At 47.2% G+C, this 18,964-nt stretch carries 17 protein-coding genes; 7 read left to right on the forward strand and 10 right to left on the reverse strand.

The window, feature by feature from the left end:
• Positions 1-11: 11 nt before the first annotated feature.
• From ACESLK_RS09945 to ACESLK_RS09960, 4 genes are all read right to left on the reverse strand, one after another.
• Positions 12-839 (reverse strand): carbohydrate ABC transporter permease, encoded by an 828-nt coding sequence (locus tag ACESLK_RS09945; protein ID WP_373229270.1) that lies wholly within the window; start codon positions 837-839, stop codon positions 12-14.
• Between the two features lie 2 nt (positions 840-841).
• A complete protein-coding gene (locus tag ACESLK_RS09950; RefSeq protein ID WP_373229272.1) occupies positions 842-1,729 on the reverse strand; it encodes a carbohydrate ABC transporter permease in 888 nt (295 codons plus the stop codon).
• Positions 1,730-1,836: 107 nt separating this feature from the next.
• Positions 1,837-3,399, reverse strand: a complete 1,563-nt coding sequence (locus tag ACESLK_RS09955) for an extracellular solute-binding protein (RefSeq protein WP_373229273.1) — start codon at positions 3,397-3,399, stop codon at positions 1,837-1,839.
• 598 nt (positions 3,400-3,997) lie between these two features.
• Positions 3,998-5,224: an MFS transporter gene (locus ACESLK_RS09960; RefSeq protein ID WP_373229274.1), complete on the reverse strand. Its 1,227-nt coding sequence runs from the start codon at positions 5,222-5,224 to the stop codon at positions 3,998-4,000.
• 147 nt (positions 5,225-5,371) lie between these two features.
• Between ACESLK_RS09960 and ACESLK_RS09965 the strand changes: the two genes are divergently transcribed.
• The 5 genes from ACESLK_RS09965 (at position 5,372) to ACESLK_RS09985 (ending at position 10,570) form a co-directional block, all read left to right on the forward strand.
• Positions 5,372-5,923: an RNA polymerase sigma factor gene (locus tag ACESLK_RS09965; RefSeq protein WP_373229275.1), complete on the forward strand. Its 552-nt coding sequence runs from the start codon at positions 5,372-5,374 to the stop codon at positions 5,921-5,923.
• Between the two features lie 2 nt (positions 5,924-5,925).
• Entirely contained in the window at positions 5,926-7,473 is a 1,548-nt protein-coding gene (locus ACESLK_RS09970) for an ABC transporter substrate-binding protein (protein ID WP_373229276.1), read from the forward strand.
• Complete coding sequence (locus tag ACESLK_RS09975) at positions 7,466-8,830, forward strand: ABC transporter substrate-binding protein (RefSeq protein ID WP_373229278.1); 1,365 nt, start codon at positions 7,466-7,468, stop codon at positions 8,828-8,830. The genes ACESLK_RS09970 and ACESLK_RS09975 overlap by 8 nt, the downstream gene beginning before the upstream one ends.
• 104 nt (positions 8,831-8,934) lie before the next feature.
• On the forward strand, positions 8,935-9,210 hold the full coding sequence (locus ACESLK_RS09980; RefSeq protein ID WP_373229364.1) for an alpha/beta-type small acid-soluble spore protein: 276 nt from the start codon (positions 8,935-8,937) through the stop codon (positions 9,208-9,210).
• A gap of 352 nt (positions 9,211-9,562) precedes the next feature.
• A complete protein-coding gene (locus ACESLK_RS09985) occupies positions 9,563-10,570 on the forward strand; it encodes a YpdA family putative bacillithiol disulfide reductase (protein WP_373229280.1) in 1,008 nt (335 codons plus the stop codon).
• Between the two features lie 85 nt (positions 10,571-10,655).
• Here the strand turns inward: ACESLK_RS09985 and melA are convergent, their stop codons facing one another.
• Positions 10,656-11,960 (reverse strand): alpha-glucosidase/alpha-galactosidase, encoded by a 1,305-nt coding sequence (gene melA / locus ACESLK_RS09990; RefSeq protein WP_373229281.1) that lies wholly within the window; start codon positions 11,958-11,960, stop codon positions 10,656-10,658.
• Between the two features lie 145 nt (positions 11,961-12,105).
• Between melA and ACESLK_RS09995 the strand changes: the two genes are divergently transcribed.
• Positions 12,106-12,996 carry an AraC family transcriptional regulator gene (locus ACESLK_RS09995; protein ID WP_373229365.1) on the forward strand — a complete coding sequence of 297 codons (891 nt, stop codon included), beginning with the start codon at positions 12,106-12,108 and terminating at the stop codon, positions 12,994-12,996.
• Positions 12,997-13,026: 30 nt separating this feature from the next.
• On the opposite strand, the gene ACESLK_RS10000 is transcribed toward ACESLK_RS09995, so the two are convergent.
• From ACESLK_RS10000 to ACESLK_RS10015, 4 genes are all read right to left on the reverse strand, one after another.
• Positions 13,027-13,974, reverse strand: coding sequence for a DMT family transporter (locus ACESLK_RS10000; RefSeq protein ID WP_373229283.1), 948 nt, complete (start codon positions 13,972-13,974; stop codon positions 13,027-13,029).
• 599 nt (positions 13,975-14,573) lie between these two features.
• Positions 14,574-15,674, reverse strand: coding sequence for a Gfo/Idh/MocA family protein (locus tag ACESLK_RS10005; protein ID WP_373229284.1), 1,101 nt, complete (start codon positions 15,672-15,674; stop codon positions 14,574-14,576).
• Positions 15,675-15,696: 22 nt separating this feature from the next.
• On the reverse strand, positions 15,697-16,416 hold the full coding sequence (locus ACESLK_RS10010) for a ThuA domain-containing protein (RefSeq protein WP_373229285.1): 720 nt from the start codon (positions 16,414-16,416) through the stop codon (positions 15,697-15,699).
• A gap of 21 nt (positions 16,417-16,437) precedes the next feature.
• Complete coding sequence (locus ACESLK_RS10015) at positions 16,438-17,460, reverse strand: LacI family DNA-binding transcriptional regulator (RefSeq protein WP_373229286.1); 1,023 nt, start codon at positions 17,458-17,460, stop codon at positions 16,438-16,440.
• A gap of 185 nt (positions 17,461-17,645) precedes the next feature.
• On the opposite strand from ACESLK_RS10015, the gene ACESLK_RS10020 reads away from it, so the two are divergent.
• Positions 17,646-17,837, forward strand: coding sequence for a hypothetical protein (locus tag ACESLK_RS10020; RefSeq protein WP_373229287.1), 192 nt, complete (start codon positions 17,646-17,648; stop codon positions 17,835-17,837).
• 456 nt (positions 17,838-18,293) lie between these two features.
• Here ACESLK_RS10020 and clpP read toward each other — a convergent pair whose 3' ends face one another.
• Positions 18,294-18,896, reverse strand: a complete 603-nt coding sequence (gene clpP, locus ACESLK_RS10025; protein ID WP_373229288.1) for an ATP-dependent Clp endopeptidase proteolytic subunit ClpP — start codon at positions 18,894-18,896, stop codon at positions 18,294-18,296.
• Positions 18,897-18,964 lie beyond the last annotated feature (68 nt).

Genomic DNA, 18,964 nt, shown 5'->3' on the forward strand with positions numbered 1-18,964 from the left:
TTTTCCAATCATTATTTGACTGCTCCCATGGAAAGTCCGCGAACCATATATTTGCGCACAAGCAAACCGCAGATGAGCATCGGCATGATAATGACAGTACCGGTAGCCATCGCTTGACCCCACTTGATCCCTTGCTGGGAAACCAGCAACGAAGCCGCAATCGGCACCGTCTGCGTTCCGTTTCCAGTAAAAATAGAAGCAAAAGCATAATCGTTCCACGAGAACATCAGACACAACACGCCCGTAGCGACAATCCCTGGGGCCGCAGTCGGAACCGCCACCCGAAGAAAAGCTTTGAACTTGCTGCATCCGTCAATCATCGCGGCTTCTTCCAGATCAATCGGAATATCCTTGAAAAACGTCCACATCATCCAAAGGGCAAACGGCAGGTTAAAGGTGGTATAAGCGAAAATCAGCCCTTCCGTCGTTCCGATCAAGCCTGTTTTAGCGAAGATCAGATACAAGGGAAGAATGACAGCCGGAATGGGAGCCATCCGGGTGCTGATAATCCAGAATGAAATATCCTTCTCCCGCTTGAAATTTCCACGGGCCAAAGCGAATCCCCCCGTGACGCCTAGAATGAGGGAGAGCCCTGTGGTCAGTATGGCGACGACGACGGAGTTAGTCAGAAACTCGGTAAAATGCCCTTTGCCTGTGAACATATCAATATAAACGGCAAACGTGGGTTCGAAAATAAGCTGCGGTGGCATGGAGAACATGTTCACCTGAGTTTTCACGGAAGATATCATCATATAAAGAATGGGAACAAGAGCCCACGCCAATGCTCCGAAGATTAGGACATAAAGAACGGTGTTCATAATTCTGCGATTCATTGCCATCTTTATGCCTCCTCGCTTCGTAAGACTTTAAGGAAAAACTTACCGAGCCAAATGGTCACGAACAGCATCGTGAGGCCCAGTGCGGCTGCTGTACCGATATCCTGGAACCGGAATGCTACCTGCATAAGGTAGTAGCCCGCTATCTTGGTAGCGTCGGCCGGACCGCCTTCGGTTGTAATAGTGATCGTATCTACGTACCGTAAAATATCCATCGAACGGATCAACAATGCCACGACGATCATACGCCGCACCATCGGAAGCAGAATGAAACGAACTTTCTGCCAGCTGCTTGCCCCATCAACTTCGGCCGCTTCGAGTGGTTCCGTTGGGACTGCCTGAAGCCCGGCCAGCACGATAATTGTGATAAGCGGGGTCCATTCCCATACGTCCATCATAATAACGGCCGGCATCGCATAAGCCGCTTCGCCGAGAATTTGAACGTTCATTCCTAATAATTGCAGAAACCAATTGTACAGTCCATAAGTCGAATCAAGGAGAAAACGCCAAAGCAAGCCTGCTACAATCGGCGCCACGAATAAAGGCAGCATCCACAGGGTGGCGAAGAAATTTCGATGTTTGGGAATATGGTATAGCAACAAAGCCATAACAACGCCAAGCACCAACTGTATAATTAATCCTCCTCCGGCATAGATCGCAGTCCGGCCCCAGGATTCCCAGAAAGTGTCAGTTGTGAATATCCGGATCCAGTTGTCTAAACCTGCAAATTTCGGTTTATCCATGTCCAGAGTGTAATCCATAAAGCTTGCGTATATCATAAAGAGAAAGGGGAAGATGCTGATCGTCGCCAGCACGATCATGGAAGGAAGCAACATCCAGAACTCCGTTCGGTTGGGTTTAGCTCTTTTTATTCTTACTCCGGTTGCCTGCATAAAGGCAGCAACCTCCTTTCCTATCATAGAAACTTATACTTTCTGATCGTCTGAAAGAGGAAAAAGCGGGGCTGCTGAGCCTGCGGCAATCCCGCTTTTTCCAACTATTAGTTGCCGGTCAGCTTGTTGCTTTGTTTCGCAATTTCGTTCATCGCATCGGCAGGCGATTGTCTGCCCGCCAGCATTTTAGAAAGTTCGGTGTATACGATGGTATCCACTTGCGGCCACATCGGAATCTTCGGTCTCATGTACACATTTCCTTCTTTCCAGGCTTCGAGTACAGCAATCATGGAAGGAGCGTTCGGTAATTTCTTGGACTCTTCCGTGCCAGGCTGCATCGCTTTCTGGATTTCGGGCAAGTTGTAAACCGAATGACGGGTCGGCGTGAATCCGACGTCAAGTATTTTATATTGCGTTTGCGGTGCGGTAGCCCAGATCAAGAACAGCCAAGCCGCTTTTTGGTCCTCTTCCGGAATATATTTGTTGATACCTACGCCAGTACCGCCGTACATATTGCCGCGGCCTTTCGGACCTTTCGGAAGAATCGTCCAGCCCACGTTGCCTACTACTTTCGAAGATTCCGGATTTTCGTACATGGAAGCGAATTCGTGCCATTCTGGCGCCATCGCGATTTCTCCTGCCGCGAAAGCTTCCGCAAGGCCGGACCAATCCCATGATGTGCTGCCCGGAGCCGCTTCTTTCAGCAGCTTGTTGTAGAATTCGGCTGCAGCTATAGCATCTGGAGAAGTGAGCAGCGATTTGCCCGGCTTGTCCGTACCGATACTTCCAAGGTTCTCGGCTTGGAAGTACTCGCCGCCGAAGGATGTCAGAACGTTGCTGAAATCATTCATCAAGGAGTCATGTTGTTTGGCCTGGTGGCCCGTTCCGTACTTGACTTCTTTGATCACGCCGGCTTTAACCTTTTGGTTGATCCAAGCAGCGATTTCATAATATTGCTCCCAAGTCATTTCTGGACCCGGAGTCCAGTCATAACCTTTCTCGCTTTGGAACAGATCCTTGTATTTCTCGAATACATCTTTGCGATAGCTCAGAACCATTGTCGGGCTGTCATAAGGAAGCGTATAGAGATGTTCTTTGTCACCCATATAACCGTTAGCCGTAAGTTGGGCTTCGATGAAGTCCTCCAGACCTCCCGGTACTTTCGGCAGCGATGAATCATTATTTAAGGTGTTAAGATCCAGGAAGTGACGGGATTGCTTAGCAAGAATTTGGTATGGATCAGCATAAATGATGTGATAGTTGTCATTCCGGGCGTTGAAGTCGAGACCAGTTTTCTCAATTACCACATCAAGGTTTACCTGTTCGATATTCACTTTAATTCCGGTAGCCTTCTCGAAAATATCGATATTGGCGGCCAAACCGGAAGATGGAGGCGTATTTTCGGTGATGACGTTAAGCGTAGTTCCTTCGAATTGCTTCCAGTTAAAGCCGGCAGGCGCTTCGATCTTCGGCAGGCCTACTACCCATCCTCCGAACGGATCACCGTCTGTTGCCGCGGGAGCACTGCTGGCAGCGCTTTCAGTTGGTTGACTGGAACTTGCAGCAGGGCTGCTCGAGGCCGATCCATTTGAATTGGAGGAACAACCGCTTAAGACTACTGTACTAATTATTATTAAAGCCATCAGGCTAGCAAACAAAGATCGTTTCAAGAGAATCCCCCTTAAATATTATGAATTTGAACTAAAGAAGGATACCGGCCGGTACTCTTTAATTATATTTTCATTATAGAATGGGCTAACCCCTCAATTCTATCCTAACATCTACCGATCATGACGCCTTCACCGTGCGACAACTTTGAAGAATATAGCGTTTTCAATCATCAAGTGATTTTAAGGAAGGCTGATACAGATTGTCGCATAATTAGGCTGTCGATTAATTTCACCCAGTATTAATGTGAACGTACACCTGCTGAGAATGTATATGATTTTTCGGATACATTTATAGAATCCGGGCTCAAATCGTGTTTTGTGTATGAAATTTCGCATAGAATCGACTGATTCGATGTGTGTGCTGCTCATTTTATATGATTTTTCGCATACATTTTGTGGTCTCCCGTAGATTTCCGAAGTTATGAACTGTTAATCGACAGCCTCATAATGCAGCAATGAGAGCTTATGTTAGCGATGCTCTCTATCCAAGTACGTTATTGCTCGTCAATCAACAGATAATTCATTGATTTGCGTCACTAAAAAACCCTGCAAAAGGCCAATTAGGCTTTCTGCAGGGCGATTGTTTGATATTGTTTGATTAAGCCTTCGTACGGTCGGAAGGGAGCAATAGCGCAAATAGTCCGACTAGTGGCAGGGCGCTGCAAAACCACATGACGGGCGGCAATCCGAACATGTCTGCGGCTTTACCAAGCGCAACGGCGCCGATTGCCCCCATCCCGAAGGCTAACCCCGTCGTTAACCCGGAGGCCATGCCCACTTTCGAAGGCATGAGAAACTGGGCATACACAACGCTTACGGAGAAACCCGAAAGAACGATAAAACCTAACAGCGCTATCACTGGATATATCCAAAACAATGGAAGATGCGGCAGAATAAGTGCAAGCGGAGCTGCTCCGGAAATGGAGAAGACGATCATATTTTTAAGACCGAACCGATCCGCCAGCACCCCTCCGAAATACGTTCCCAATACACCGGTTGCTAGAAATAGGAACACCGGAATTTGGGCTCCCCCGATCGTCAGACCATAGTGCTCTACAAGGAAAAATTGATAATAGCTGCTGATACCGGCATGGAACCAGGATCGCGCGAAGACGAGAAAGATCAGCATACCCATGGCGAATTTGACCCGTGGATGATCCATTTTCTCAATTAGAGTCGATCCCGCTTTTCTCGAAGCTGAATTCGTGCGCTCTGTTTCCCAGTCCGCAAGCTTACGCTTATACCAAGGCAGAACCCCGAGCAGAATCGCGATGGCGAACCCCGCGAACAGCGTTCCCCATATGGCGCCGAATTGACCGAACGGAACGAATATAAATACGGTCATGAGCGGGGCTAAGGAACTTCCGGCATTTCCACCCACTTGATAAACCGATTGAGCGAAGCCCCGTCTTCCTCCCGCGGCGAAATATACGACTCTTGAGCCCTCTGGATGGAAGATCGCTGAACCCAATCCAATGAACACGACCGCAAAAAGGATAAACCAGAAATGCGTGGCGAACGCGATGCCCACCATCCCAATTAAGCTTAAGAACATTCCAATCGGCAGCATATTGGGCAGCGAGCGACGATCGGAATAGGCACCGACAACCGGCTGCATAACAGACGAAGTCATATTCAGCATGAAGCCGATCCATCCAACCTGGACATAAGACAAGTCTAGCGACTTTGCTAGTATCGGATACAGCGCCGGTATGACCGCTTGCATCGAATCATTCAGCAAATGCACCATGCTAATGGCCAACAGTACAGGCAATACGGCATTCGATGAGGATGCCGCTGTCTTTGATCCAGCGATTGAAGCCAAGAAAAGTCCCTCCGATGCGATAAAGGCAATGAATAAACACTTGAGACTTCCAAGTTTAGAAGGGTATCTTATTGAAGTCAATACATTGCGGGCTAAAATGGAACTTTACCCAATGTTTGTCGTTCTATATTCATGGAGGAATGTCCGATGAGTTTTAATTACTTGAAATACCTTACGAGTGGAATAGATCGGCATGCCTTGTTCGATGAGCTAATGATGACGTATGGAAAAGATGTATGGAATTATGCCTACTTCATTACAAAACGCAGGGATCTAGCCGAGGATATTGCCCAGGACGTATTCGTGAAGGTATATGAGAATCTTAACTCGTACCGCGGGGGAACGAGCGTTAAATCATGGCTGCTGACCATTACTCGTAACACGGCACTCGACTATTTGAAGACCGCTTGGTTTCGGAAGGTTCAATTATTCCCCTCATGGTTAGGGCAAGAGAAGCACCGCTCTGCTGAGAACGAATGGTTCGGAAATGAAGAAAAGAATTATATCTGGAGCCTCGTAATGGAACTGCCGCGCAAGCAAAGAGAGGTTATGTTGCTGTCTACCCATTACCGTCTATCGATGCAAGAAATGTCTCAGCTTCTGGGCGTGACAGAAGGAACCATTAAATCGAGATTGCATAGAGCCAGGTTGTGCATCAGTTCGAGCTTAACCGCTAACGCCGTTGAGAGGAGTGAATGAATATGAACCGCAAAGACTCGGATTGGGAGAAAGAGCTGACTGAAACCCCTCTCGGGTGGGGAGGATTTTCGAAGAAATCAATGCGTGAAATCAAGGAGCGTGTCGAACAATTGGATAAAAAGAAACGTTACCCGCGCCCCCTTGCTGCCTGCCTTCTCATACTTGCGCTGCTTGCATCGGGTTGGCTGCTAAACGATCCGATTAATGGGTGGGTACGAAATCAAGAGGCTTCAAATCAAGCTATTCCGGATACCTGGGACGAAGAGGATCTAGAGCTTTCCGTTCAATATTGGGATACGAATAGCTTCATGAGTGATATTGGACAGCCATTCGTCATCCGGCATCCGTCCGTTCACTTTGAAGTCGCAGAAAATTCGGACATTCGTGATATAACTGCTTATATAAAATGGATTGAGGATAATAAGCCCGACGTTCTTCAGGTTCCGCTCGCTTTCGTTGAAGATTTGGCTAATGCCGGCATCATTAAACCGCTTGATGATTGGATTACCAAGAGCAACTATGCGCTTCAGGATTTTCACCAGCCTGTTATTCGAACGCTGCGTGAAGCCGGTGCTGGTAAGCTCTATGGTCTCGCTCCTTATTTCGAAACCTCGGCGTTATATTACAACAAAACATTATTCGATAAATTTGGTATCGCTACGCCGCAAAGTCATTTGAGTTGGAAGGAAGTCATGCAGCTAGCCTCCCGGTTCACAGGAACGGACACCGATGGAAAACCGATCTATGGGCTGACCACAGACAGGTACACCACCCCTTTCCGACTGCTTCTTAAGATCGGGGAAACCGAGGGACTTCGTATACTCTCATCGGATCAGCTGCAGCCTACCCTAAACACTGCAGCCTGGCGAAATGTCTGGGAAACCATTTTAGGAGGATATAAGGAAGGCTTTATTTCCAATGAAAATAGGGCGTCAACAAAAGGCAATGTTCTCATGAGTGACTTATACAAAGCTGACCCTTTTCTAAGCGGACGTGCCGCTCTTGCCTATCGGACATCCAGCTATCAATGGGATATTGGACAAGCCATGGAGAGTATTGGCTTTAATGATGAATGGGGTGTTGTTACTCAGCCGATAAATCCTAATCAACCTGATTTAGCTTCAGATTTTGACATCTCAACCGTTTATGCCGTTAACACCGAATCTTCTCATCAAGAGGCAGCTTGGAGTCTTATTCAATATATCGTCAGTCCTGAAAAAGCTAAGCGAGACGCGCAGAACGGATATGCTCCTTTTTCAAGTCGATCCCTTAGCTCGGAGAATGCTTCGATAGATAATGCAGATATTTTCTATAAGCTGGAGGTAGATAGCACCGCTATCCTTAATAAAGCCGAGCTAAATCAATTACCCGAGTATTCTAGTTTTTATCAAGGTTTGACGGAAGCTGGAAATCAAGCGCTGGAGTCCGTTATTAAGGGCAGTAGCAGCTTAGAGGATGCCATGGAACAATTGCAGCTGCAAGCCGTGCAGCTCTCTGCTTTAATGAATTCAATCTCAAGCCAAGCTGAGGAGAGCCCTCTTAATGAATAAACTTAAGCCTAGATGGTTCTCAGTCCTTTTGCTGCCTATCATTTTTTTATCGCTTCTATCCGCAGGCTGTCAGCCAACATTAGAGCCGGAAGGGCCGCTGAACATAAGAATCGCATTTGATAACGAGATGACTTTTAATCGCGAATATAGAGATCATTTCGATGCCGCTTTCCCGACTTGGAATATCACGATTGTTCCTATGAATCAATTAAAGATTCATGAGATGAAGGAGCCTGAAGCTACTCAGGCATTCGTCGATTTCATTCAGCGCGAGAAGCCGGACTTGATAATCATGTTCGGAATGTTGTACAAAAGCTTAGCAAACAGCGGCGCACTCCTTGACCTTGGCGAATGGATGGCCCGAGACGGAATGGATCCTAATACATTAGCGCCGGGAGTCGTCGATATTCTCAAAGACAATAACGACGGCAAATTTTACGGATTATCTCCCACCTTTCGAACGTCCGTCCTTTATTACAATAAGACAATGTTTCGCAGCTATGGTATTGAGGAACCGCATGATCAAATGACCTGGAAGGAAGTTCTAGCGCTGGCTAACCGTTTCATGCAGGATGGGCGTATGGAAAAAGGGACCTACGGGTTTCATGAGGATTGGGTCAGAACACCAATGGATATGTTAGATATGATAGGGAGCACGGAAGGTCTGCATTATATTGATTTGCGTAAAACCAAGATTACTCTGCAATCTGATGAATGGACAAAAGTTTGGAATATCGTGTCCGATTCCTTCAAACAGGGAGCCTTCAGTACTTTAGAGTCTAAGCTTAAGGTAGTGGATGGGGAGACTTACGTGACTGAGGAAGCCCAGAAACAGATGGACTTATTCTCGCAAGGGAAAGCGGCCATGACCTATGCTCAAGACGACCTAATGTTACGGTTGAAGTCCTCAGCGCCTGACTTTGAATGGGGAGTGTTCTCCGGGCCTGTAAGCTCTAGAGATCCCGAGAAGGTTGGTTGGTTTGCTACGGATATAACCTTTGTAATCCCAACGGTATCCTCTCAGCCTAAAGCTGCTTGGAAAGCCGTGCAATACTTCCACTCCGATCGAATGGGTAAGATTCGCGTTTCCCTCGACCAAGGCTTATATTCCCTTAAGGAATATCCGAAATGGAGCAATGATCCGAATTATGAGATGTTTTATAAGCAGCGCGGATGGCCAAGTACAGACAATTATATGACATCCATTGTCCCAACGGTATTTTTCAAGCCGTTTAACGACCTCGTGAATGAGCAGATGAACGCTACGATAGCAGGGGAGAAGACCGCCGAACAGGCTTTAAGCTTCCTTCAAGCCGAAGGACAAGCCATGCTGAACCAAATGATGGCAGCTAAATAGTAATGCCCTATAAAAGGAGCCAGACGAACCGCATAATTCTGACGCATCCGGGTACGATAGCTCTAAGAGAAAGGCAAGATTCGATGGAAGCGGGTGAATTGAACATGGCTAGAAGAAGAAAGCTAATCGTGCCGGGGGCGGAGCGGGGAGTGGCTGATTTTAAGGCAAAGGTTATGCAGAACGAAGGTTATTCGGTCGATCCGGCTAGACCCGACGACGTGAAGTATGAAGTTGCCGATGAATTAGGCGTACCATTGACCCCCGGGAACAACGGGAATCTGACTACCGAACAAGCAGGCCAAGTTGGCGGTAAAATCGGAGGAACAATGGTACGCGAGATGATTCGGCTGGCCCAAGAGAAATTATCCAATCGAGAATAAACGTGTAGAGACCGACACGAGACAGTGCGCAAGATCAAATTGAATTGAAGCTCCCAGCGGGAATCAAAAATATCATCAAGACCACTGAGGAATACCAGTGAACTTGATGGTTTTTTTACGTTGAATTGTTTGAGAAAGGTAAGGGAGATACCTTATGAAGTTTGAAAGCAACATCAACCCTTTTATCGTCATTGCCGAAAAGAGACTGGTATAAAAAGTAATTGTCTGTTGTTACGGGCTGTGAACAAGCTAAAGGAAACGCGGCTAATGCAACAAAAGTTAATGAAAAGAGGTATAATCGTTTATAACTGAACTTCTCTGGAATAAACAAGAACAAAATTGGAGAAAAGCCATGAATGAACAAATCGCGAAAGTTACGGAAAATGTAATCATAATTGGAGCTGGTCCTTGCGGTTTATCCGCTGCGTTGGAGCTGCAGGCCATCGGATTAGATCCTCTTCTAATCGAGAAAAATGCGGTTGTTCATTCGATTTACCAATATCCGACCTACATGCAGTTTTTCAGTACGGCTGAGCTTCTAGAAATCGGTGGAATCCCTTTCACTACGCCGAACGAGAAGCCCTCCCGTCGTGAAGCACTGCAATATTATCGAGATGTAGCACTAAGGAGACAGCTGCGCATTCACGCTTATGAGTCCGCAACCTCCCTTACTCGCAATGAGCAAGGCCTGTTCAGAGTGGAGACTACCGATCGGTTCGGTGCGCTTCGTATATATGAAGCTAATTTCGTTGTAGTTGCCACTGGTTATTTCGACCATCCCAATTTACTGGGCATTCCGGGCGAGGAGCTGCCTAAGGTGACCCACTTCTTCCAGGAGGCACATCCCTACACCGGGATGAAGGTTGCGATTATTGGAGGCAGCAACTCTGCTGTTGACGCAGCGATGGAGTTACTGCGAGTAGGAGCCAATATAACCCTTGTCTACCGCGGAGAAAGCTATTCGCCCAGTATCAAGCCTTGGGTACTACCGCTCTTCGAGGGAATGGTGAGAAAAGGGCGTATCCGCATGTTATTCGCCTCCCGCGTTATTAAGATCGGAGAGCGTACTGTCACCGTCCAAGAGATAAAACCGGACAGCCAGCCTTTCTTGCTTGAAAATGATTTCGTTCTCGCCTTAACAGGCTTCCGTCCCGAGAGGACGCTGCTCACGGATGCAGGTGCAACGGTCGATACTGACTCAACGATACCAAGCTTTAATGAAGAGACAATGGAAACCAACGTTCCCGGACTCTATATCGCAGGAGTTATTGCTGCCGGCCGTGAAGCCAACGAAATATTCATTGAGAGCGGTCGTCATCATGGGGAATTAATCGCCAAGCACATTCAAGAGAAATTATAGGATTCAATTTCATAGTAAAAGATTAAAAATCCGCACAGCGAATGTCGCCGTGCGGATTTTTTGAGGTTTAGGGCTCGCACCCCGATTAAGCAGTAAACTTCGGAAGCCAATTCCCATGAGCTTCGATTAGGTCATCACACATCGCGACGATGTCATCCATCGAAAGCTCGGCAGCCGTATGCGGATCTAGCATTGCCGCATGATAGATGTGCTCTCTCTTGCCGGTAATCGCAGCTTCGATCGTCAAGAGCTGCGTGTTGATATTCGTCCGGTTAAGCGCTGCTAGCTGTGGCGGGAGATTGCCAACATAGGTCGGATTCACTCCGCTGCGATCGACGAGGCACGGAACCTCTACACAAGCCTCTCGTGGCAGATTGGAGATCAACCCGCCTGTATTCATGACGTTACCGCCGATCTTGAACGGGATGTCCGTCTCCATCGCTTCGAGGATGTATGATGCATATTCATGGGAACGATTATGCTGGAGGCTCGTGTCATTAACCAGCTCGTCGCGCATTTTTTGCCAATTGTTAATTTGCCCAATACAACGACGCGGGTATTCATCCAACGGAATGTTAAACCGCTCGATTAATTCCGGGTAGTTACGCTTGATGAAATACGGATGATACTCTGCGGTATGTTCAGAAGACTCCGTGTTATAATAGCCGAACTTCATCATCATCTCAAAGCGGACCATATCACCGTGTTTCTCGCTTTGTTTCGCTGCAGCGCGTTTCTTGATTTCCGGATAGAGATCTACGCCATCCTTCGTCACCTCAAGCAGCCAGGCCATATGATTGATTCCTGCGATTTTTGCTTTGACACCCGTTTGATCCAAGCCTAAATGTTTGAACATATCCGGCACGCATGCTTGCACACTATGGCATAAGCCAACCGTCTTCACGTCACCATAAGTATTCATAACATTTGTTAGTACGGCCATCGGGTTCGTGTAGTTGAGGAACCAAGCATCAGGGCAAACCTCGCGTACATCCGCAGCGAAGTCGAGCATAACCGGAATCGTACGTAAATTACGGAAAATCCCGCCGATTCCGATCGTATCGGCAATCGTTTGTCTTAAGCCGTATTTCTTAGGCACCTCAAAGTCGGTAATCGTGCATGGATCATACCCGCCGACTTGGATCGCGTTAACCACGTACTTAGAGCCGCGCAAGGCTTCTTTGCGATTGGAGTATGACTTAATAACACAAGTGCTTCCCGATGTCTGTTTGATGTTATTCAGCATGTTCTCCGAATCCTGCAGACGAACCGGATCGATATCGAAAAGCGCAATTTCAAAGCCTTGTAAAGATGGGGTCAGCATGCAGTCTCCAAGAACATTTTTGGCAAAAACCGTGCTCCCAGCGCCGAGAAAGGTGATTTTGGACAAGATAACAACCTCCAGATAGTCGTGTAAATTTCTATCCTTAATGTAATGCAAGCGGTAATAAAAGAGTATAGATTGAACGCGCATCTCTATGGACATTTGTCGTTTATTTTTGGTAAAGTAATAGAAAAGCTCACTAAAGAAGGTGATGAAAATAAATCCCGAGCATGACTATTACTCCCTCGGAATGAATCCTTCTCCAATGGATGGAGAGCTTGCCATCCTATTCAGCGGGGAAGGCCGTCCGCACTCCTTGCACGAATGGGGTCCGGCTATTCACGACTATTACCTGATTCATACCGTGCTAGCTGGACAGGGCCAATTCATAATTAAAGATAAGAGTTATAGCTGCAGCACTGGAGATACGTTTGTTATCTTCCCTGGGGAGTTGTTCTTCTATCAAGCGGATAAGGATCAGCCCTGGCATTATGTATGGGTTGGCTTTGTCGGGCATCGTGCGGCTCATTTAATGAGCTCTCTTGGAATTTCTCCGGAACAGCCGATTATCCATCATAGCCTTAATCCTATGGTTAGGAGCTATTATGAACAGCTTCAAAGCTGCTTTCAATCGGATACCCGGCCTGAGCTTGCTAACCTGGAGGCTGGAGGCTGGCTTCGTCTCCTTCTCCAGCAATTCGGACTCGCACAGCATAAGTTTGATATCGCCATACATGCCCCGGATTCTTCTATAGATCGCGTAATGAAACAAGCCATCCAATTCTTGACCCTGCAATTCACCCAGACGATCTCTATCGGGCATATGTCTAACATGCTGGGCTACCATCGTACGCATCTATGCAAGCTATTCAAACAAACGACGGGTCTATCGCCCATGCAATATTTGCTCAAAATTCGAATGCAGCGGGCCGAGCTGCTGCTCGCCTCCTCTATGACAATAGACCAGGTTGCTTCCTCCGTTGGCTTCGGCGATGCGCTCTACTTCTCCAGAAAATTCCGTAAGTGGCGGGGGCAATCGCCTTCTGAATACAGAAACACGCTCCGGAATCGTCCGGAGCGTGTTAAGGCAGATGGAGTTTGACTTATCCGGTTGGTTTTTCCTTGATTCTCTCTAGGTTCTGCCTTGTTCTGTCAACGCTTCGGGCAGTATTGTTCTTGACAATGCTGGCTGAGGCTTCTTCTCTGTACTAATCCACACCAGGCCCGCCGCCATAAATACGGCTCCAACGAGTTGCGAGATCGTAACTCCCTCGTCGAAAAAGATAACACCCGCCACGACTGCAGCGGCAGGAACGACATAACGAAAGAAGTTCGCCCGCGCGGCGCCGATCTTGAGCATGCAAGCATTCCACACAATAAAGGCCACTACGGTACATAAGATGACGTTGTATGCGATAGCCGAATAATGTCCGAGCTGTAAGGCGCTCCAGTCCACTTTGGCCCAGCTGCCCCTTGTAAAGGGAATCATGAATAAAGCACCGAAGAATATAAACCAAGTACTTACCCTAAGAGGAGAATATTGCTTCATAAGCGGCATGCAGGCGAGGTTATACAACGCGCCGACGATACTGATGCCGAAGGCAAGCAGATTGCCCGTCATATGCTCGGAAGAAAGATTAAGACCTTCCGCTCCGCCCAGAATAATGCAAGTAACACCTACAATTGCCGCCGCTCCGCCAACCGCCAAACGCTTAGAAAAGCCTTCCTTCACGAAGAAGGGCGCAAACAATGCGGCGAATATCGGCCAAGGAGCGACATTAAGCAGCGAGGCATTGGCGAGAGTCGTATATTTGATTGAATACATTACCGCGATTTCCAGCCCCGTAACTCCAACGAGACCAATGACAGCAAGCTTTAACGCGACTTTCCAGGGTACGCCAACATTGCCTTCTTTTATTTTCAATAAGAGAAAGAACAACGGCACTGCCATTCCGAATCGGAAAAAGGAGAATAGGATCGGGTCGAACGTTTCCATCGCAGAACGCGACACCCCGAAGTTAGCTCCCCATATGATCGAAACGATCGTAAGACCTGCGTAGTAAATCCATTTTTTATTCATCTAAGTTGACTCTGCTCCATTCTTTTAACCTATCCTAGTGATCAGTTTGACCGATATTGCCTCGAGTTTCAATAGAAAAAAAACTACGACGGCATAATCTTCTAACAGTATTTCCTTAATGGTAGCCGATCCTTATAGTCGATTAATTGTGGACAGTTTTAACGTGAACTTATACATGCAGAGAATGTATATGATTTTTCGGATACATTTATAGAATCCGGGCTCAAATCGTGTTTTGTGTATGAAATTTCGCATAGAATTGACTGATTCGATGTGTGTGCTGCTCATTTTGTATGATTTTCGAATACATTTTGTGGTCTCTCGCAGATTTCCGAAGTTATGAACTGTTAATCGACAGCCTCAAAATGCAACGATGAGAGCACCTAACCAAGAAACGTCCCACCATTGTCGCAAAATGCAACAATGAGAGCGCCTCGTAAGTGTTGTACTCCGTAAAGCACGCTATAGCTCTCCTGCGAACAGCGAGAAAGTTATATTCGTTGATTGTGCCGTCGCAGAAAAAAAGAGCTCCCCCAGCTCATGGATGCCAATCACATCCGATTAAGGAGGAGCTCTTAACTTGACTACGTTATTAAATCCTAATCCAAGCTGAAATCAGACAACCCCAGCGGAAGCGGCGCAGGCTTCTCGCATGTACTCTTCATCACATAATGCGCGCCTTGCTCGGAAGCATCGTGGAAGCCGTGCATTGCTTCAAGAACATGGTATGCCATGTCGCCGTTGGCGCGATGCTTGCGTCCCGTTTGAATGGCCTTCGCCATGTCGGCTGCCCCAACGCCCCGTGCATTCTCGGCTTTTCCGTGCGTAAGCGGGATCTCAGACCATTCCTTGGAGCCTGCACGCATGATGCTAATCGGACCTCCGAATCCGTTAGGATCGGGCACACGCAGCGTTCCCTCGCTGCCATATACTTCGATACGAGGTAGCATGGAGCCGCCTTTCACGTCAAAGCTAGTCAAAATCGTCCCAACCGGACCCGCTGCAAAATCGATAATTCCCGCTACGTGGGTAGGGGTTTTGACTGTAATCTTCTGTCCGAATTTCGGTTGGCTTGTAATCGTGCGTTCCGGGAAGGAAATCCGCGCGGAGCCGGTTACTCTGGTAATAGGTCCGAGCAATGCGATTAGAGCCGTTAAATAGTAGGGGCCCATATCGAACATCGGTCCTCCGCCAATGTCATAATAAAATTCGGGAGCCGGATGCCAGCTCTCATGACCGCCGCCGACCATGAAGGCTGTCGCTCCGATTGGCGTGCCGATCCAGCCATCTTCAACAAGCTTGACCGAGGTTTGAATTCCACCGCCCAGGAACGTATCCGGTGCGCTTCCCACAAGCAAGCCCTTACGACGTGCAAGCTCCAACACCTGTAATCCTTCCTCACGTGTAACGGCCAGAGGCTTCTCTACATAGACATGCTTGCCAGCTTCTAGAGCTTGAAGACAGACTGAAGCATGAGCTAACGGAATGGTCAGGTTAATAATCATTTGAATTTCCGGATCAGCTAGCATTTCCTGAACGGAGCAGCCGCGAATGCCGTGTTCAGCTGCCTTAGCCTTCGCTCTCTCCACGTCTAGATCCGCGCAAGCAACAACCTCCATCGAGTCGAACCTTTTCCCATTTTGAAAATAAATTCCGCTTATATTACCTGTACCTATAATACCGACTTTGATTTTATCCATGACCGTTTCTCGTCTCCCGAATTTAGAGTTGGTTATCCTGCATGCCTGTATATGCACCCTGAGCTTGGTTAGAAGGAGCGAGCGACTTGCCCTCTGCGCACCAGTTAAAGCCTCTTCTCATCAATTCCTTTACGACAGGAATTTCCATGATGTTAGCTTGATGGCCAAGCGAGTTGTAATAGACTCGGCCTAGACCCCAGCGCTTCGTCCAGATTACCGGCATATCTACCGATTTATTCAAGGAATGCGGCCCCTCAGCTAATGGAAACCGAGTCGTAGCGAGCACTTCAACGGCAGGGTCAACATGAAGGTAATATTGCTCAGTCTTAACCGTGAAATCCTTAATACCTTCCACTAACGGACTTGAGCTGCATTTAATATTCACGTCATATTCAACGCCATCGTTACCCGGGTGGGCAATCCATTGACCGCCAGTCATGAACTGCCAATCCGTGTTTTCTCTGAATGCATCACACATCCCGCCATGACAGCCTGCGATTCCAACTCCGCTCTGTACGGCCGCAGAAACATTATTAACCCATGCCTGCTCAATTCGGCCCATCGTCCATGCTGGAACAATTAAGTCTAAGCCTTTCAGCTTCTCTCCGTCTGCGAAAGCCTCCAACGTATCTGAAACCTCTACATGGAAGCCTTCCTGCTCTAACTGTCCACGAAAAATCTCAGCGACTTCCTTAGGTTGATGGCCTTCCCATCCACCCCATACGATCAGCGCTTTTTTCATTTGTTTCAATCTCCATTCCGTTTAGCTGCCGCTAGATTTCCTTACCTTAAGCTCCGTCTGCAATTTCTCATGAAAAACAGGCATCTCTTCGCCCTTGACCGGCAGCCTCGTTAACAAACATTCTGCCGCTAATCTTCCCATATCGTAGAAAGGAACTTTAACCGACGTAAGCGCAGGCTCTGTGAAGCTGGCCGCATCGGAATCATCGTAAGCGACGATCTTGAGATCTTCGGGGAACTGACAGCCCTTTTCCCGAAGTCCTTGCATAAGTCCAATGGCCATACGATCGTTACTGACGAAGAGAGCATCGAGCTTTCGCAAATCGGCAAAGATGGATTCAGCTGCATGAATACCACTTTTACGACTGTAATTTCCTTCGTAAACTAGTGAATCGTCTACAGCAATACCCGCCTCTTGCAGTGCTTTGCGATAACCGGACATCCGATCCCAACTGTTGGAATATTGCGGTGAGCCAGTCAGAAATCCGACTCGTCGATAGCCCTTGTCTAGTAGATGCTTAACTGCATCATAACTGCCTTGTTCATGATCCGCCGCGACGATGCTTACCGAAGGATTCTCGAACCGTTGGTCCATTACGCAGAAAGGCAAGCCTTCCCCGGCCAGCCGATTTATTCCCCTCAGCTCCGAGTCGATCGCGCTAGCGCCTAGAACGATACAAGCATCAACCCGCTGTGTGCGGAACAATGAAACATAGTCATATTCATCAACTGGATCACGAAATAGCAAAAGCAATCCGTAACCTTTGGCGCGAATAGCCTCCCCGATCCCGCTTAATATTTCCGAGAAATAAAAAGTGGAGAAGAGATGAACCTTTGGTACATAGGGCAGCACAACGCCTAAATTACCGCTCTTCCCCCTGGCAAAGCTTGAGGCAATAGCGTTCAATTCATAGTTGAGCTGCTTCGCCGCTTCCAGTACCCGGTCCCGGGTGGATTCCTTCATTGGACCAATTCCATTTAACACGCGAGATACCGTCGCTTCGGATACTCCGGCAAGCTTGGCTACTTCCCTGCGATTCGTCAAAGACCCAACCTTCCTGTCTGTTATCATCTAATGTACGCGTGTACATTATTGCATGAGCAGTGGGAGTAGTCAAGATGAAGATAGAGAATTATGCTACCTTTCGGGAGTGATCATTCAATACAATCATATTATCATGTGGTACAATCTGCTGAAAAAGCGAATACCATACGAAAGGAAGATTTTACTTGGCAAATTTAAGGCTCATTGATTGGCAAGAAAAAAATGAAATCATTGATCATTTATTAAATCGAGAACACACCTTAATCACTCATCCAATGGATCAGGGATTTGAAGCTGAAGTCATGAAGATAAGTTCAAATACAGAAAGCTTTGTATTGAAAGTATGGAATAAGAGTTCTAAGCGGAAAAGAAACTGAATGATATTGCGATAATTTTATCAAAAATACATCAAACTCCTTTCGAAGAGATAGTAAATATACAGCTTCCAAAATATGATTTCATAGACTATTTTTATCCTGGGGTAAGAGAACATCCAGATCTATTTCATGTATTAAATCATCTTGTTGGAATGGCTCAGATAAAACAAGAGCGAAATTAGGGGACTCCAGATATGATTTTGCGTGGTCACTTACCCTAAAAAAGATATATATTTCAGAGCGGTATGCATCTGTGTTTCGTTCTGTATATCTATCGGAAAATCCAATTCAACAGGAAGAACTCGAAATTTTCGAAGCTATTGCTTGTCTAAGGTGGATCTTACGAGGGTAAAACTATTAATCATAAACAATTCACTCCTGAAAGAGCTGGAGTTGACAATATGACAAAGAAAAGCCCATCGGGATAATTTCGATGGGCTTTATTGTCTAAGTTGCTTACGTCAATTTTGCCGCTTCGGCAGATGTAATTACTTTATCAATGATCCCATATTCCAGCGCCTCTTGAGCGGACATAAAATAGTCCCGTTCCACGTCTTTCTCGACTCTTTCCAGCGGCTGTCCTGTCCTCTCAGAGGTGATTTGATTTCCCTTCTCCCGAAGGAGCAGAATACGTTTAGCGCTGATGGCGATATCACTCGCTTGACCCTGAGCGCCCCCGCTTGGTTGATGAATCATAATCTCGCTGTTCGGAAGCGCGAAGCGTTTTCCTTTGGCTCCGGCGAGCAGAAGGAGCGCTCCGAACGAAGCTGCCATTCCCATACAGATGGTATTCACTTCTGGCTTGATATACTGCATCGTATCGTAAATCGCAAAACCCGCTGAAGTGGAGCCGCCAGGGCTGTTGATATACAAGTAAATATCCTTCTCCGGATCTTCTGCGGCGAGGAACAATAATTGCGCGATGATGCTATTCGCCATTTGATCCTCAATCGCTGCTCCCACGAACACAATCCGATCCTTCAGCAGACGGGAATATATATCGTAAGATCTTTCGCCGCCTCTCGTTTGCTCGACGACATAGGGAATATAGGTGCTCATCGATCATTACCTCCGTTATCTTTTTTTCTGATCGCTTACCCCAAGTAAACGAATGGAGGTTTGTGAAA

It is taken from the genome of Cohnella sp. (assembly GCF_041640265.1).
GTDB lineage: Bacteria > Bacillota > Bacilli > Paenibacillales > Paenibacillaceae > Cohnella.

Bases quoted from the DNA above. Each gene is read 5' to 3' on its own strand.
- ACESLK_RS09945 (WP_373229270.1), bottom strand. From the start codon at position 839: ATGGCAATGAATCGCAGAATTATGAACACCGTTCTTTATGTCCTAATC.
- ACESLK_RS09950 (WP_373229272.1), bottom strand. From the start codon at position 1,729: ATGCAGGCAACCGGAGTAAGAATAAAAAGAGCTAAACCCAACCGAACG.
- ACESLK_RS09965 (WP_373229275.1), top strand. From the start codon at position 5,372: ATGAGTTTTAATTACTTGAAATACCTTACGAGTGGAATAGATCGGCAT.
- ACESLK_RS09970 (WP_373229276.1), top strand. From the start codon at position 5,926: ATGAACCGCAAAGACTCGGATTGGGAGAAAGAGCTGACTGAAACCCCT.
- ACESLK_RS09975 (WP_373229278.1), top strand. From the start codon at position 7,466: ATGAATAAACTTAAGCCTAGATGGTTCTCAGTCCTTTTGCTGCCTATC.
- ACESLK_RS09980 (WP_373229364.1), top strand. From the start codon at position 8,935: ATGGCTAGAAGAAGAAAGCTAATCGTGCCGGGGGCGGAGCGGGGAGTG.
- ACESLK_RS09985 (WP_373229280.1), top strand. From the start codon at position 9,563: ATGAATGAACAAATCGCGAAAGTTACGGAAAATGTAATCATAATTGGA.
- ACESLK_RS09995 (WP_373229365.1), top strand. From the start codon at position 12,106: ATGAAAATAAATCCCGAGCATGACTATTACTCCCTCGGAATGAATCCT.
- ACESLK_RS10000 (WP_373229283.1), bottom strand. From the start codon at position 13,974: ATGAATAAAAAATGGATTTACTACGCAGGTCTTACGATCGTTTCGATC.
- ACESLK_RS10005 (WP_373229284.1), bottom strand. From the start codon at position 15,674: ATGGATAAAATCAAAGTCGGTATTATAGGTACAGGTAATATAAGCGGA.
- ACESLK_RS10010 (WP_373229285.1), bottom strand. From the start codon at position 16,416: ATGAAAAAAGCGCTGATCGTATGGGGTGGATGGGAAGGCCATCAACCT.
- clpP (WP_373229288.1), bottom strand. From the start codon at position 18,896: ATGAGCACCTATATTCCCTATGTCGTCGAGCAAACGAGAGGCGGCGAA.